At 61.0% G+C, this 14729-nt stretch carries 12 protein-coding genes; 6 read left to right on the top strand and 6 right to left on the bottom strand.

Annotated features, from left to right (window positions below; all coding sequences use genetic code 11):
- Positions 1–65: 65 nt before the first annotated feature.
- From K5E37_RS04570 to K5E37_RS04560, 3 genes are read right to left on the bottom strand one after another with little or no spacing between them, the layout of a single operon-like run.
- Entirely contained in the window at positions 66–3221 is a 3156-nt protein-coding gene (locus K5E37_RS04570) for a CusA/CzcA family heavy metal efflux RND transporter (RefSeq protein ID WP_221533234.1), read from the bottom strand.
- Between the two features lie 15 nt (positions 3222–3236).
- Positions 3237–4430: an efflux RND transporter periplasmic adaptor subunit gene (locus K5E37_RS04565; RefSeq protein ID WP_221533233.1), complete on the bottom strand. Its 1194-nt coding sequence runs from the start codon at positions 4428–4430 to the stop codon at positions 3237–3239.
- A 49-nt stretch (positions 4431–4479) separates the two neighbouring features.
- Complete coding sequence (locus K5E37_RS04560; RefSeq protein WP_221533232.1) at positions 4480–5727, bottom strand: TolC family protein; 1248 nt, start codon at positions 5725–5727, stop codon at positions 4480–4482.
- A gap of 409 nt (positions 5728–6136) precedes the next feature.
- On the opposite strand from K5E37_RS04560, the gene K5E37_RS04555 reads away from it, so the two are divergent.
- The 6 genes from K5E37_RS04555 to K5E37_RS04535 all read left to right on the top strand — a co-directional run bounded on the left by K5E37_RS04555 (position 6137) and on the right by K5E37_RS04535 (position 11814).
- The gene (locus K5E37_RS04555; RefSeq protein WP_221533231.1) at positions 6137–6811 is read left to right on the top strand and encodes a heavy metal response regulator transcription factor; all 675 of its coding nucleotides are present in this window, start codon (positions 6137–6139) and stop codon (positions 6809–6811) included.
- Entirely contained in the window at positions 6808–8217 is a 1410-nt protein-coding gene (locus tag K5E37_RS04550) for a heavy metal sensor histidine kinase (protein ID WP_221533230.1), read from the top strand. Before K5E37_RS04555 ends, K5E37_RS04550 begins: the two co-directional genes overlap by 4 nt.
- 372 nt (positions 8218–8589) lie before the next feature.
- The gene (locus tag K5E37_RS29375) at positions 8590–8718 is read left to right on the top strand and encodes a hypothetical protein (protein ID WP_007951477.1); all 129 of its coding nucleotides are present in this window, start codon (positions 8590–8592) and stop codon (positions 8716–8718) included.
- Between the two features lie 50 nt (positions 8719–8768).
- The gene (locus tag K5E37_RS04545) at positions 8769–9992 is read left to right on the top strand and encodes a YcaO-like family protein (RefSeq protein WP_221533229.1); all 1224 of its coding nucleotides are present in this window, start codon (positions 8769–8771) and stop codon (positions 9990–9992) included.
- Positions 9989–10939 carry a trans-aconitate 2-methyltransferase gene (locus K5E37_RS04540; RefSeq protein ID WP_221533228.1) on the top strand — a complete coding sequence of 317 codons (951 nt, stop codon included), beginning with the start codon at positions 9989–9991 and terminating at the stop codon, positions 10937–10939. The genes K5E37_RS04545 and K5E37_RS04540 overlap by 4 nt, the downstream gene beginning before the upstream one ends.
- Positions 10936–11814 (top strand): alpha/beta fold hydrolase, encoded by an 879-nt coding sequence (locus K5E37_RS04535; RefSeq protein WP_221533227.1) that lies wholly within the window; start codon positions 10936–10938, stop codon positions 11812–11814. The genes K5E37_RS04540 and K5E37_RS04535 overlap by 4 nt, the downstream gene beginning before the upstream one ends.
- A gap of 43 nt (positions 11815–11857) precedes the next feature.
- Here K5E37_RS04535 and K5E37_RS04530 read toward each other — a convergent pair whose 3' ends face one another.
- The 3 genes from K5E37_RS04530 to K5E37_RS04520 are packed head-to-tail and all read right to left on the bottom strand — an operon-like array spanning position 11858 to position 14725.
- Positions 11858–13600 carry an ABC transporter substrate-binding protein gene (locus K5E37_RS04530; RefSeq protein ID WP_007951484.1) on the bottom strand — a complete coding sequence of 581 codons (1743 nt, stop codon included), beginning with the start codon at positions 13598–13600 and terminating at the stop codon, positions 11858–11860.
- Positions 13601–13647: 47 nt separating this feature from the next.
- Positions 13648–13920: a DUF2160 domain-containing protein gene (locus tag K5E37_RS04525; protein WP_039767461.1), complete on the bottom strand. Its 273-nt coding sequence runs from the start codon at positions 13918–13920 to the stop codon at positions 13648–13650.
- 10 nt (positions 13921–13930) lie between these two features.
- Positions 13931–14725 (bottom strand): carbohydrate ABC transporter permease, encoded by a 795-nt coding sequence (locus K5E37_RS04520; protein WP_371915867.1) that lies wholly within the window; start codon positions 14723–14725, stop codon positions 13931–13933.
- Positions 14726–14729 lie beyond the last annotated feature (4 nt).

The following is a 14729-nucleotide window of genomic DNA, read 5'->3' as shown; positions in this document are numbered from 1 at the left end:
TGAATTGAATGACAGACCGCTTTCGTCGGATCGCCGCCCGGAGCAAGCTCGCTCCCACAGGTAGATCATCTATTCAGTTGACCAGTGTCCTCGTCCCGACGATGTGCCAGCTGATACAGCGCCGGCAGGATCAGCAACGTGAGAATGGTCGAGGACAGGATCCCGCCAATCACTACCGTCGCCAGCGGTCGCTGCACCTCGGCCCCGGTGCCGGTCGCAAGCGCCATCGGAATGAAGCCCAAAGACGCCACCAGCGCAGTCATCAATACCGGGCGCAATCGCGTCAGCGCACCTTCGTGAATCGCTTCGGACAGCGAACGTCCCTCCTCCCGCAAGTTACGAATGAACGCAATCATCACCAGCCCGTTGAGCACCGCCACGCCGGACAGCGCGATAAACCCGACACCCGCCGAGATCGACAGCGGAATATCGCGCAGCCACAACGCCATGACCCCGCCGGTCAGCGCAAACGGAATCCCGGTGAACACCAGCAAGCCGTCCTTGAGGTTGTTGAACATCATGAACAACAACCCGAACACCAGCAGCAACGCCACCGGCACCACGATCTGCAAGCGCTTGGCCGCCGATTGCAGTTGCTCGAACTGCCCGCCCCAGGTGGTCCAGTAACCCGCCGGCACCTGCACGTCGCGCTCGATCGCTTCGCCTGCCTCCGCGACAAAAGAACCGATGTCACGCCCACGCACGTTGGCGCTGACGATCACCAGGCGCTTGCCGTTTTCGCGGCTGACCTGATTCGGCCCCAGCACCAGATCGAGGCTGGCAACGTCCTTCAGCGCAATGAAGCCGATCTGACTGGAGGCATCACCACCCGCCGCCGGCACCGGAATCAACAATGCCGACAACCCGTCGATGTCCTTGCGCATGGCGTCGGACAAGCGCACCACCATGTCGAATCGACGGTCACCTTCATACAGCGTCCCGGCCTTCTGCCCGCCGACGGCCACCGCAATGGTGTCCTGCACATCGCCAACGTTGAGCCCGTAACGCGCGGCCTTGTCGCGGTCGATGTTGATGGTCAGCACCGGCAGACCGGTGGTTTGCTCGACCTTGACCTCGGACGCGCCGTTGACCTTCTGCATCGCGGCGGCAATCTTCGCCGCCGTGGCGTTGAGCACGTCCATGTCATCACCGAACACCTTGACCGCCACGTCGCTGCGCACGCCGGAGATCAGTTCGTTGAAGCGCAACTGGATCGGCTGCGACAGTTCATAGTTGCTGCCCGGCAGCGTTGCCGCGGCCTGTTGCAGTTCGGCCATCAGGGTTTCGCGGGACTTGCCCGGGTCCGGCCATTGCTCCTTCGGTTTGAGCATCACGTAGCTGTCGGAGATGTTCGGCGGCATCGGGTCAGAGGCGATTTCGGCAGTGCCAGTGCGGGCGAATACACGCTCGACTTCCGGCACCTTATTAAGGATCAACGTCTCCAGCCGCTGCTGCATATCCACCGATTGCGTCAGGCTGGTGCCCGGCACGCGCAACGCCTGCAAGGCAAAATCGCCTTCGCTGAGACTCGGCACAAACTCGCTGCCCATGCGGCTGGTGACCACACCGCTGAGCACAATCACACCCAACGCAGCACCGACCGCCATCGTCCGATGGGACATGACCCAGTTCAGCGCCGGTGCATAAACGCGACGGGCGCCGCGCATCACCACGCCCTCTTCTTCCTTGACCTTGCCGGTCACGAACAGCGCAATTGCCGCCGGCACAAAGGTCACCGACAAGAGCATGGCGCCAAGCAACGCGATGACCACTGTGAACGCCATCGGGTGGAACATTTTCCCTTCGACGCCGCTCAGGGCGAAGATCGGCAGGTACACGACCATGATGATCAACTGGCCGAAAATCAGCGGGCGCCGCGCCTCTTTCGCCGCCGCAAACACTTCATGGAAACGCTCGGATCGCGTCAGCAATCGCCCGTGATGCTGCTGCGCATGGGCCAGCCGTCGCAGGGTGTTTTCGACGATCACCACCGCGCCGTCGACGATGATGCCGAAGTCCAGCGCGCCGAGGCTCATCAGGTTGGCGCTGACCTTGTTGCTGAACATCCCGGTGAAGGTGAACAGCATCGACAGAGGAATCACCATCGCCGTGATCAGCGCGGCGCGGATATTGCCGAGGAACAGAAACAGGATCGCGATCACCAGAATCGCGCCTTCGACGAGATTCTTCTTCACCGTGGCAATGGCCTTGTCGACCAGATGCGTGCGGTCGTACACCGGCACCGCGATCACGCCGGCGGGCAAGGATTTGTTGATCTGTTCGAGTTTCGCGGCGACGGCCTGAGAGACCGTACGGCTGTTTTCGCCAATCAACATGAACACCGTGCCGAGCACCACTTCACGGCCATTTTCCGTCGCGGCGCCGCTACGCAGTTCGCGGCCGATGTCCACGGTGGCGACGTTTTTGATGCGGATCGGCGTGCCGTCGACGTTGGCCATGACGATGTTGGCGATGTCCTCGGTGCTCGCTACCTGGCCCGGCGCGCGAATCAGCAACTGCTCGCCGCTGCGCTCGATGTACCCGGCGCCGACGTTGGCGTTGTTGCGCTCCAGCGCCGTCACCAGATCGGTGAGGGTCAGCTTGTAGGCCGCGAGTTTTTTCGGATCGGGCGCGATCTGGTACTCCTTGGCAAAACCGCCGATGGTGTTGATCTCCGCCACCCCGGGGACGTTGCGCAGTTGCGGCTTGATGATCCAGTCCTGAATCACCCGCAAGTCGGTCGGCGTGTAGGGCGTGCCGTCCCCTTTCAGCGCGCCTTCCTTGGTCTCGACCGTCCATAAAAAGATCTCGCCGAGCCCGGTGGAAATCGGCCCCATCACTGCTTCCACACCTTCGGGCAACTGCTCCTTGGCGGACTGCAACCGTTCGTTGACCAATTGCCGGGCAAAGAACAGATCGGTGCCGTCCTTGAAGATCACCGTGACCTGCGACAAGCCCGAGCGCGACAGCGAGCGCGTCTGCTCCAGAGCCGGCAGGCCGGCCATCGCGGTTTCAATCGGGAAGGTGATGCGCTGCTCGGTTTCCAGCGGCGAGAATCCGGCCGCGCCGGTGTTGATCTGTACCTGGACGTTGGTGATGTCGGGCACGGCGTCGATCGGCAGTTTCTGATAACTGGCGATACCGAGGCCGGCCATGAGCAGAACGGCGAGCAGCACGATGATGCGCTGCTCGATGGCAAACTGGATCAGGCGTTCGAACATGGGAGTCTTCCGCGATTAATGACTGTGCTCGGCCGAGGCTTTGCCCAGCTCCGATTTGAGGACGAAGCTGCCGGCGCTGGCGACTTGTACGCCAGGCTCCAGCCCGGCGGTGACTTCCACCTGACCCGCCGCACGACTGCCCAGCTCCACCGCTTGGGCCTTGAAGCCGTCGTCGGTGCGCACGAATACCGTGGGTTTGTCCTCGACGGTCTGGATTGCGGTTTCCGGTACGGCGACTTTGGCCTGACGGCTGTCGGTGGCGACCAGCGCGGTGACGAACAGGCCGGGACGCCATGAGCCTTGCGGGTTTTCCAGGGTGACGCGCACGGTCGCGGTACGGGTCTGTTCGCCGAGCAGGCTGCCGACGTAAGCCACGGTGCCGCTGACTTCGGCGTTCAATTCCGCCGCGCTGACGGTGACGGGTTTGCCCACTTGCACCTTGTTCAGGTCTTTCGGTGAAACGCCGAACGTGACCCACACCCGCGACAAATCCGAGAGCGTGAACGCCGCCGTGGTTTCATCGACCACCTCCCCCGGCGTCAGGTGTTTTTCCACCACCACACCGTCAAAAGGCGCCCGCAGTTCATAGCGATTGCCGCCAGTGGCGACCACACTGCCACTGAGCACGCTGATCTTTTGCCGGGCATTGCTTACGGCGATTTCGGCTTCTTCCAGGGCCTGACGTGCCTGGAGGAAATCCTGCTCGGCGGAAATCTTGTCCTGCCACAGTTTCTTCTCGCGCTCGAACGTCGTGCGGGCCAAAGCCAGACGACGTTGCGCAGCCGCCTGTTCACTGCGCTGATCGGAAATCTGCTGACTGGCGATCACCGCCAGCAACTGGCCTTTCTTCACCGACTGCCCGAGATTGATCGACACCGACTCGACCACGCCCGGCACACGCGGCACCACATGCGCAGTGCGGTCTTCGTCGAAGCGTACTTCGCCGGGAAACGACAGACCGAGACTGAAGTTCTGCGCCTGCGCGGCGGCCAGTTGAATCCCCGCCGCCGCGATCTGCTCGGCCGTCAATTCGATGTGCCCTTCTTCGGCGTGCCCGCCGTCAGCAGCGGCGCCTTCTTCGGCGTGATCGGCGTGTTCCGCCGCTTCATCGGAATGCGCATCGATAGACGCATTGCCGCTCCACATCGAGCCGATGCCAATGCCCAGCGCCAACGTCGCCGCAGCGACCACGATCAGTTTTTTATCCATGGAAACTCCTCTGCGCCAAACCATCGCGCAGTGATCAGAAAGTTGAAATTCAAGGGTTGGCGCTGAGGTCGCCGAAGATGCGTTCGATGCGGACCCGGGCGTCGGTCGCCTCGCTCACCGCCTGGATGTATTGGCTGCGAGCGGCGATCAATGTGCGCTGGGCATCAAGCACGTCGAGGAAGCCGAACTTGCCCATTTCGAAACCGCGAGTGGCGCTGTCGACCGCACTTTGCGCGGCGGGCAGGATGGTCCGGTCGAACGCCTGGATTTCGCCGTTGGCGGTCTGCCATTGCGCCAGCGTGGTCTGGATTTCCGTGCGCAAGCGCAGTTCGGTGGCGTTGCGCAGGTCCCGCGCCTGATCGGTACGCCGAGCCGCCGCCAGCACGTTACCCTGATTGCGGTTGAACAGCGGAATCGGCATCGACAGCCCCACCACGTTGACCCGCTCGCGCTCGGTTTCGCTGTACTGGCTGCCGATGCTGACGGTGAGATCGGGAATCCGCTGGGACTTTTCCAGCCCCAGCGACGCCTCGCGCTGCTCGATCTGCAACCTGGCCAGGCGCAGCTCCGCTGTTTCGTTCAGGCGCTCAAGCAAACGGGTGGGCGGCGGTACGCTGGGCAGGCTTTGAGTCGCGCTCTGCACCGTAGTCGACGTCGGCAACGGGGCGCCCATGACCTGCGCCAATTGCTGGTACGCATTGGCCTGATCGCGCTCGGCGCGGCTCAATTCCAGGCGCACTTCCGAGAGCTGCACTTGCGCCCGCGTGCCTTCCACCGGCGACGACTTGCCTGCCTCGATTCGTCCCTGCGCCACACGCAAACCGTGCTCGGCAAGCTGCAGCGACTGCCGGGCCAGTTGCAAACGTTGCTGCGCGGTCTGCGCACCGTTGAACGCTTGAAGCACGTCGGCGCGCAGGGCGTTGCGCTTGCGCTCCAGCTCGATGCCGGCGGCGTCCTGCGCACGGCTCGCCACATCAATCCGCGCGCCACGCTTGCCGCCCAGCTCGATCGGCTGGCTGAGCATCACCGTGGTGGTGCGCGATTCGCGCCGGGTGTCTTCGGCCTCCCACGACACCTCGGGGTTGGGGATCAGCCCGGCCTGCTTGCGGTCACCTTCGGCAATGCCGATTTCCCACTGCGCGGCGGCCAGATCAGGGTTGCCGGCGAACGCGGTTTGCAGCGCCTGATCCAGGGTCAGGGTCGATGCACTGGCAAGGCTGGTACAGGCCAGCAACAAGAGGCCGCTGGCGGTTTTTTTCAGGCGTGATCGCGCCGTCAGTTCAATTAAACCGGGCAATGGAAGGCTTCCTTCAATCAAGAATCGTTGATGGCGCCACGGTAGGGTTTTGAACTTATCGACAAGGTGACGTGAACATTACAAATCCGTTATCCACGGTTTATCGAAGTTGTTTTTCTCTAGGATTCGAAGTTCGAATGAGTTTGTTGCAATAGATAGAAACAAATGCGCGTTAGTTATCCGCCGAACAGCACTTGCCGAAATGGAAGTCATGGAAAACCCACTATTTCGCTGCGACAGGCTGTCGCGGATGGCCGATTTAAAGGCCTCAGGCGTTGACTCTGTAGCCACTACAGCCTTTACCGTGCACGTCACTCAGCTCCAAAATCCGTCAGGAAGTCCCTACAAAAAACTGCAACTTCCAGACTCACTTACTTAAATACCCATTCATTAAAAGTGGTGAAACATCATGCGAATCCTTGTCGTCGAGGACGAGCTTAAAGCTGCCGAATATTTGCATCAGGGCCTGACCGAAAGTGGTTATATCGTTGATCACGCCGTCAATGGCGCGGATGGTTTGCACCTGGCGCAACAACAGGTTTATGACCTGATCATTCTCGATGTGAACCTGCCGGAACTCGACGGCTGGAGCGTGCTGGAACAACTGCGTCGCACCCACTCCACCCGGGTGATGATGCTCACTGCACGCGGGCGGCTGGCGGACAAGATCCGGGGTCTGGATCTGGGTGCCGATGATTATCTGGTCAAGCCGTTCGAATTTCCGGAACTGCTGGCGCGGGTACGCACGTTGATGCGCCGTAGCGAAAACATCCCGGTGCCGCAGGTGCTCAAGGTCGCCGATCTGGAACTCGATCCGGGCCGTCACCGGGCGTTTCGAGGCGCGCAGCGCATCGACCTGACCACCAAGGAGTTCGCCCTGCTGCACCTGCTGATGCGCCAGTCCGGTGAAGTGCTGACCCGCACCCAGATCATCTCGCTGGTGTGGGACATGAATTTCGACTGCGACACCAACGTGGTCGAGGTCTCGATCCGCCGCTTGCGAGCGAAGATCGACGATCCGTTCGACAGCAAACTGATCCACACCCTGCGCGGTGTCGGCTATGTGCTGGAGGCCCGGGAATGAAGCCGGCCAGCCTGTCGCTGCGTCTGGGTCTGACGGTCAGTATTCTCGGCGCATTGCTGGTGGTGTTCCTGGCGATCCTCGCGTATTTCGCCCTGACCCATGAGCTGAACGCGTTGTCCCGCGACAGCCAGGAAAAAAAGATGGAACAGGTCGAGCACAGCCTGACGTTGTACGCCGACACCGGTGAGATCAGTGCCAAGCCGCACATTCTGCTCGATCAGGTCATGGGGCATGACAACCTGACGCTGACCATTTATGACCTGAACAACCTGCGCACCCCACTGCTCAAGTCCGGCTCGGGCCTGACCGATCCACGGGTTGAACTGAAAGCGGTACGGGCGACCACCGATCAGTTGACCCACACCGACAGCGCCGATGCTGAAGGCGTGAAGTTTCTCACCGTCTCCAAGCTGATTCGCCTCAAGGACGGCAGCAGCGTACCAGTGCTGCTGTCGATGGATAACGCCCACGATCAGGCTCTGCTCAGCGCTTATTTGCGCTCGACGTTGATGGCTTTGCCGTTGCTGCTGGTGTTCATCGGCCTGACCGCATGGGGGGCCGTGCAGCGAGGGCTGGCACCGTTGCGCGAATTCCGCAAAGTAGCGGCGCGAGTGACGACGCAGGATCTCGATCATCGCCTGTCGGTGCTGAACATGCCCCAGGAACTCAGCGAGCTGGCGCAGGGCATCAACGTCATGCTCGATCGCCTGGACAGCGGCGTGCAGCAGTTGTCGCAGTTCTCCGATGACTTGGCCCACGAGCTGCGCACGCCGATCAACAACCTGATGGGCAAGGCCCAGGTGACGCTGTCGCGGGAGCGCTCGGTCGAGGAATACACCAACGTTCTGGTGTCCTGCACCGAAGAGCTGGAGCGGGTCGCGCGGATTGTCTCGGACATGCTGTTCCTGGCCCAAACCAGCCAGCCTGCGTCGCACGCCCCGTTCGAGCCGATTGCGCTGGAGCAAGAGGCGTTCAGGGTGGCCGATCTGTTTTCTCTGACGGCGCAGGACAAACAGATCGACCTGAAAGTCATCGGCAGCGCTCAGGTGTCGGGCGACCGGCTGATGATTCAGCGAGCGATTTCCAATCTGCTGTCCAATGCCCTGCGCCACTGCCCGTCCGGCAAGACCGTTTCGCTGTTCATCGAACAGGCGCCAAACGAGGTGTCGCTGCGGGTGAGCAATCCCGGCACAGGCATCGAAGCGCAGCACCTGCCGTATCTGTTCGACCGTTTTTACCGGGTCGACAGCAGTCGCACCCGTTCACAGGGCAGTACCGGTCTGGGGCTGGCCATCGTGCATTCGATCATGACCTTGCATCAGGGCTCCGCGCAGGTTCAAAGCCGTCCGGGGGCGATGACGGTATTCAGTCTGGTGTTTCCCGCGATGCACCGGGAACGGCACTAAACCTTCAAGCCGATTTGTGCGGTGTTTTCTGAAACCTCATGGGAAAAATCACCGCACAAGTGCTGCATCCATCCCCGTAAATCCTTCAGTACGAATTTGCGTCGTCCCCGCGCTGAAACGTCCGACAGCGGCAGACGACAGAACGCCTCAAACCGCTGACTCCTTTCGCATGGTTCGCCCGTTGCCACGCAGTGCTGCCCCCCAGAAACAAGTCCGCCCGGCGTCAATTCACGTTTTATCAGTACGTGTTTCGACACCGCTGAAACCCGCGGCTGGAAACGTCTGGACATTTTTGACCCCGCCCTCACCGCCCTTTTAGATTCGGCTCGTGCTTGCAACAGCACTCCCAAACAACAACCAAGGAGCAACATCATGGGCTACATGGGCAGCTTGAACGCGAACCCTATCGATGAACTGGAAGAGCAGGAAGCACCCTCGCCAGAGCAGATCGAAGCGCTGCAACTGACCGAGGAAGAACAGGCGGAACTCAACGCCGAGTGACAGAACCCGCGGGGGCCTTGCGCCCTCGCGGGCTTTCCAGGAAGGGAATCATGGACAAGACAACGTTGGCCGAGCGTGAGCTCACGGCCGATCAGGCAGAACGGCGTATTCACACCGAACTTTCACGCCTGGGCCTCACACCGCACACCCGCACCCTCGGCAGCAAAGTGGTTGCCGTTCAGGCGAGTCTTCATGGCGACGACAACCGTCATGCCCGTGGCTCCGGCAAGGGCTATGCGGATCAGGCGCACCTGAGCGCGCTTTATGAAGCGCTCGAGCACTACTGGACGGATGAACTCTGTACCTACGATGTTCACCACGAGACGGAACGCTATTTCAAAGACACGCCGGTGTTTGCCGATGACTCGCTCCTGCACAGGCTCACCTGCCAGCAAAACGTGCGCATCACCTGCCGGACCTATGTCTGTCCGCCGTGGCATGACCGGTTTTCCTATCCGTTGGCGCTGACCTCGCCGAACGGCTCACGTTTGCCCTCGTCACCGGGCATGGCGGACTACCGCGCCGTGCAGCGCTACGCCAGCAACAACGGCACCGCGATTGGCGCCACTTACAACGAAGCGATGCTGCACGCCGCCAACGAATGCATCGAGCGCGACGCCGTGTCGTTGTTTCTGCTCGATCATTTTTATTACCAGAACCATCCACCACTGCGACGGGTGGCGCGCCTCGCTGAAAGCGACGAACTCGGTCGTCTATGGGCCGATGCCGAACAGGAAGTCGACGGCGAAATCGTGCTGGTGGATATCAGCACCGAGTTCATGACCCGGACCTTTCTGGCGTTCACGACGAAGCCGGGGCCTCATCCACAGGTATTCGGTAGTGGCAGCTCCCTCGAACCGCGCCATGCGGCGTGGCGGGCGCTCACTGAACTGGTGCAGTTGCAACTCAGCGCCGCCGAACCCGAATACCGACAGACGCTGAACAATGCGCTGCGCAACCTGCAGCCTTTCCCGCGCCTGCTGCGCTGTGCGCTGTTCGATCCGCAGACGCTGCTGCATCGCTGCGTTCAACACGAGGTGAGACTGGCGGGTTCCGCCAAAGACCTGTCGGTGGAAAATCAACTGCACTTGCTGACTCAAGACCTGCGGATTCATGGCCGTACGCTGGGTGCAGCCGTCCTGCAGCGAACCGAGCTCGGCACCACCCTGCTCAACGTGGTGATCCCCGGACTGGAGCGCTTCTTCGTGGTCTCCAGCGGCAACGTCGTCATCCCGCAAGCGAGGGGCCGGACATTGGAGAGGCCAGCCCCATGAACCGACTTGATCGCACCCGGGAGCTGACATTGGCTCGTTCGATGCGCCTTTACCTCAACGAGAACGGCGCTGTTGGCCACTACCTCGAACCACGCGGCAGCGGACTGCATCACGTTTTTTTCCTGCGGGTGAACGATGAGCTCTGGGTCGGCCGCAAGCTCCTGCAACGTGACCGGCATTTTCGATGGCAGGCCAGCAGCGCGCTCAACCCCGGCATGTTGTTTGGCCCGCATCTCCACTCATTGTGGGGTGATGACGGGTTGTCGATCGGGTATCGGACGGTTTCTCCCCCAGAGAAGGCTCGGGTCTTCGAGCACGCCTTGCATCAGGCTGACAGCGAGATCCTGTTTCCCTTTCCACTGCTGGATGAGACCGGTCGGGAGGCGGTCTGCCCGGCAGACTTCTGGCAATGCAACGAATCACTGGCCGAACAGCTGAACACCGACGAGCACCACTTGCGCGAATACTGCGCCGGGCTGCTCCAGGCCATCACTGAAAAAGGCGCACTGATTTACGACCCGGCCTGTTCGACCGGCGCGTTCATCGCCCACCTCGCCCGCGCCCTGCCCGACTGTCTGTGCCTGGGCAGTGACCGTTCGGCCTCGATGATCGAACACGCCAGGCGCTGGCACAGCGGGATCTCCGTCGAATTCGACGTGCTGGAGGCGAGTGAGGCTTCCGATGCCGGGATTCGCTGCGATGTTTTGATCCTGCGGTTCCTCAACGCCGAAGTCTTGACCCGCCGTGAGGCCCAGGCCGCATTCGAATCGCTGATCCGCTGCGTAAAACCCGGTGGCACGATCCTCGTCTTTGGTCACACGCCGGTGCTGATCCCGGTCACCTGGCTCGCCTCCATCCACCACCTGAAACTTGAATCCAGCGTCGCGGCGCGACCGGGGCAGGTCGAGCTGTTCCAGTTCTATCGTCTGACGGTTCCGACGCCATGAGCTTTTCCCTGCACAGCCGAGGTTATTACCCGACCGGCGACGGCCATCAACTCTATTGGGAACGCCATGGTGTTCCGGGACACGAACCGGTGTTTTTCCTCCATGGCGGCCCCGGCGGGCGTATCAGCCGCCACCATCTGCAGTTCTTCGAATCGGATAGGTTCGACATCATCCTGTTTGACCAACGGGGCTGCGGACGCTCGACGCCCTACGGCGAACTTCGGGATAACACTACCGGGCTGTGTGTCGAAGACATCGATGCCCTGCGCCAGCATTTCGGCTTCGAAAAAATCAGCGTGCTGGGCGTGTCATGGGGTAGTTGGCTGGCGATCCAGTACCAGCAGCGTTACCCGCAGCACCTGCTGAAAACCACGCTGGTCTCGGTATTCGTGCCGTTTGCCGACAATGTCCGGGCCTACGATCAGGCGCTCAATGACGGGCTGGCGCAATCGCCTCAAACGTCGTCAGGCCATCGCGCGAAGGACATCTACCGGATCCTCGGCGAAGGCTGTCCATCGCAGCAACACCGCGCCGCCATCGAATGGTTGAACGCTGTTCTACGTCGCACAGGGCAGACGATTTGCCCCGACACACTTGAGCGTTTCGTCGATCAGGAAGCCGTGCTCGCGATTCGTCTGGAACTGCATTACCACCTGCAGAACTACTGCTTCACGCCAAAGGATGAAGACCTGACCCTCAATGACAACACCCTGCTGATCCAGGGCATCCGCGACACCCATGGCATGGCCAGCGTGCGCTGGCTCAGGCAACGCATGAACATCCACTGCCGGCTGCTGCACGCCGGGCACAACGCCTTTGAAAACGCCCTCCTAAAAGCAGTGCGCCGGGCGGTGAAACGTGAAATCGAGGGCTAAAAAAAACGGCACCCGAAGGTGCCGTTCCGCCCCGCAAAAAACCTTACTTGCGTGCCGCCTCCCACGACTTGAGCAGTTCGTTGTAGCTCACGGTTTCGCCTTTCGGCTTCTCGTTGGCCAGCTTCGGTTTTGGTGCGCCCGGCTGGTCGAACCAGTATTGCGCGTCGCGCTCGGGGTTCATTTTCGGTGCGCACACCGCTTGGGCCTTGGAGCGTTCCAGACGGGTCATGATCGCGTCCTGATCCTTGGCCAGACCGTCGAGGGCCTGTTGCGGGGTCTTCTCGCCGCTGGCGGCTTCGGCGATGTGGCTCCACCACAGTTGTGCCAGACGTGGGTAGTCCGGCACGTTGGTGCCGGTCGGCGTCCATTGCACGCGGGCCGGGCTGCGGTAGAACTCGACCAGACCACCGAGTTTCGGTGCCAGGTCGGTCATCGCTTGCGAGTTGATGTCCGACTCGCGAATGGGCGTCAGACCGACGATGGTTTTCTTCAGCGACACGGTTTTCGAGGTCACGAACTGCGCGTACAGCCAGGCCGCGAGTTTCTGTTTCTCAGGCGTGGATTTCATAAAGGTCCACGAGCCCACGTCCTGATAACCGAGTTTCATCCCCTCTTCCCAGTACGGCCCGCGCGGCGATGGCGCCATGCGCCATTTCGGCGTGCCGTCGGCGTTGACCACCGGCAGGCCCGGTTTGGTCATGTCGGCGGTGAAGGCGGTGTACCAGAAGATCTGCTGGGCGATGTTGCCCTGGGACGGCACCGGGCCCGACTCGGAGAAGGTCATGCCCGCCGCTTCCGGTGGCGCGTACTTCTTCAGCCAGTCGACGTATTTGGTGGTGGCGAACACCGCCGCCGGGCCGTTGGTGTCGCCGCCGCGGGTCACGCTGGAACCGACCGGGTGGCAATCCTCGACGCGAATCCCCCACTCGTCCACCGGCAAGCCGTTGGGAATGCCCTTGTCGCCGCCACCGGCCATGGAGAACCAGGCATCGGTGAAGCGCCAGCCCAGCGACGGGTCTTTCTTGCCGTAGTCCATGTGCCCGTAAATGCGCTTGCCGTCGATTTCCTTGACGTCTTCGCTGAAGAATTTGGCGATGTCTTCATAGGCCGACCAGTTCACCGGCACGCCGAGTTCATAGCCGTACTTTTCCTTGAACTTGGCTTTCAGGTCGGCACGTTCGAACCAGTCGGCGCGGAACCAGTACAGGTTGGCGAACTGCTGGTCGGGCAATTGATAGATCTTGCCGTCCGGCGCGGTGGTGAAGGAGATGCCGATGAAGTCCTTGATGTCGAGGGTCGGCGAGGTGAAGTTCTTGCCTTCGTTGGCCATCAGGTCGGTGATCGATTCGGTCTTGCCGTAGCGAAAGTGCGTACCGATCAGGTCCGAGTCGTTGACCCAGCCATCGTAGATGTTCTTGTCCGACTGCATCACCGTCTGCATTTTTTCCACGACGTCGCCTTCCTGCAGCAGGTCGTGGGTCAGCTTGATGCCGGTGATTTCGCTGAAGGCCTTGGCCAGCACCTTGGATTCATATTCGTGGGTGGTCAGGGTTTCCGAGACGACCTTGATGTCCATCCCGCGAAACGGCTCGGCCGCCTTGATGAACCACTTCAGTTCTTCGAGTTGCTGCTCGGCCGTCAGGGTCGACGGCTTGAATTCGCTGCCGATCCATTTTTTTGCGGCATCTTCGTAGGCGTCGGCCCAGGCGGACGCGCTCAAACCGCTGAGTGCCAGCATGGCTGCCAATGAAATGCTATGTCGCAGCTTATTTTTCTTATCGAACATAGAGACCTCCTGTTAGGTTTTCGGAGCAAGATTGCCGAGCGATTCGACTAGCCCCAACGCATCACAGCCAACAGCCACACCAGGGACAACGCGGACGCTACCCAGATGCTCCAGTCGGTCACGCCGATTACCAGCAGATGCAGGTAGGCGCTGCCGAGAAGACCGATGAACAAGCGATCGCCACGGGTGGTGGCAATCGGCAGAAACCCTCGCCGCAAGATGCTCGGCGAGCGCAATTCCCAGGTGGTCATGCCCACCAGGATCAACCCGATCACGATGAAAAACGCCGCCGTCGGGACGGTCCAGCTCATCCATTCCATCATCAGTTCCTCAGACCCGGCCCAGGGCAAAGCCCTTGGCCACGTGGTTGCGAACGAACCAGATCACCAGCATGCCGGGGAGAATAGTCAACACCCCCGCCGCCGCCAGTACACCCCAGTCAATGCCGGACGCCGACACCGTGCGCGTCATCACCGCCGCGATCGGTTTGGCGTTCACCGAGGTCAGCGTGCGCGCCAGCAGCAGTTCGACCCAGGAAAACATGAAGCAGAAAAACGCCGTCACACCGATGCCGGAGCCGATCAGCGGGATGAAGATCTTCACGAAGAACTTGGGAAAACTGTAGCCGTCGATGTAGGCGGTTTCGTCGATTTCCTTCGGCACCCCGGACATGAAACCTTCGAGGATCCACACCGCCAGCGGCACGTTGAACAGGCAGTGCGCCAGTGCCACGGCGATGTGGGTGTCGAACAGGCCGATCGACGAATACAGCTGGAAGAACGGCAGCAGGAACACCGCCGGTGGCGCCATGCGGTTGGTCAGCAGCCAGAAGAACAGATGCTTGTCGCCGAGAAAGCGGTAGCGCGAAAACGCGTAGGCCGCCGGCAGTGCCACGGTCAGGGAAATGATCGTGTTCAGACTGACGTAATACAGCGAGTTGATGTAACCGGTGTACCAACTCGGATCGGTGAAGATCACCTTGTAGTTCGCCAGCGTGAAGTCCTGTGGGAAAAGGGTCAGTCCGCCGAGGATTTCGGTGTTGCTCTTGAACGACATGTTCAGCAGCCAGTAGATCGGCACCAGCAGGAACAGGATGTAGAGCAGCAGTGGGATCACTTTTTTCATAGGG

Source organism: Pseudomonas sp. RIT778, assembly GCF_019718735.1.
Classification (GTDB): domain Bacteria; phylum Pseudomonadota; class Gammaproteobacteria; order Pseudomonadales; family Pseudomonadaceae; genus Aquipseudomonas; species Aquipseudomonas aphyarum.
This window is presented reverse-complemented; position numbering and strand designations above follow the sequence as displayed.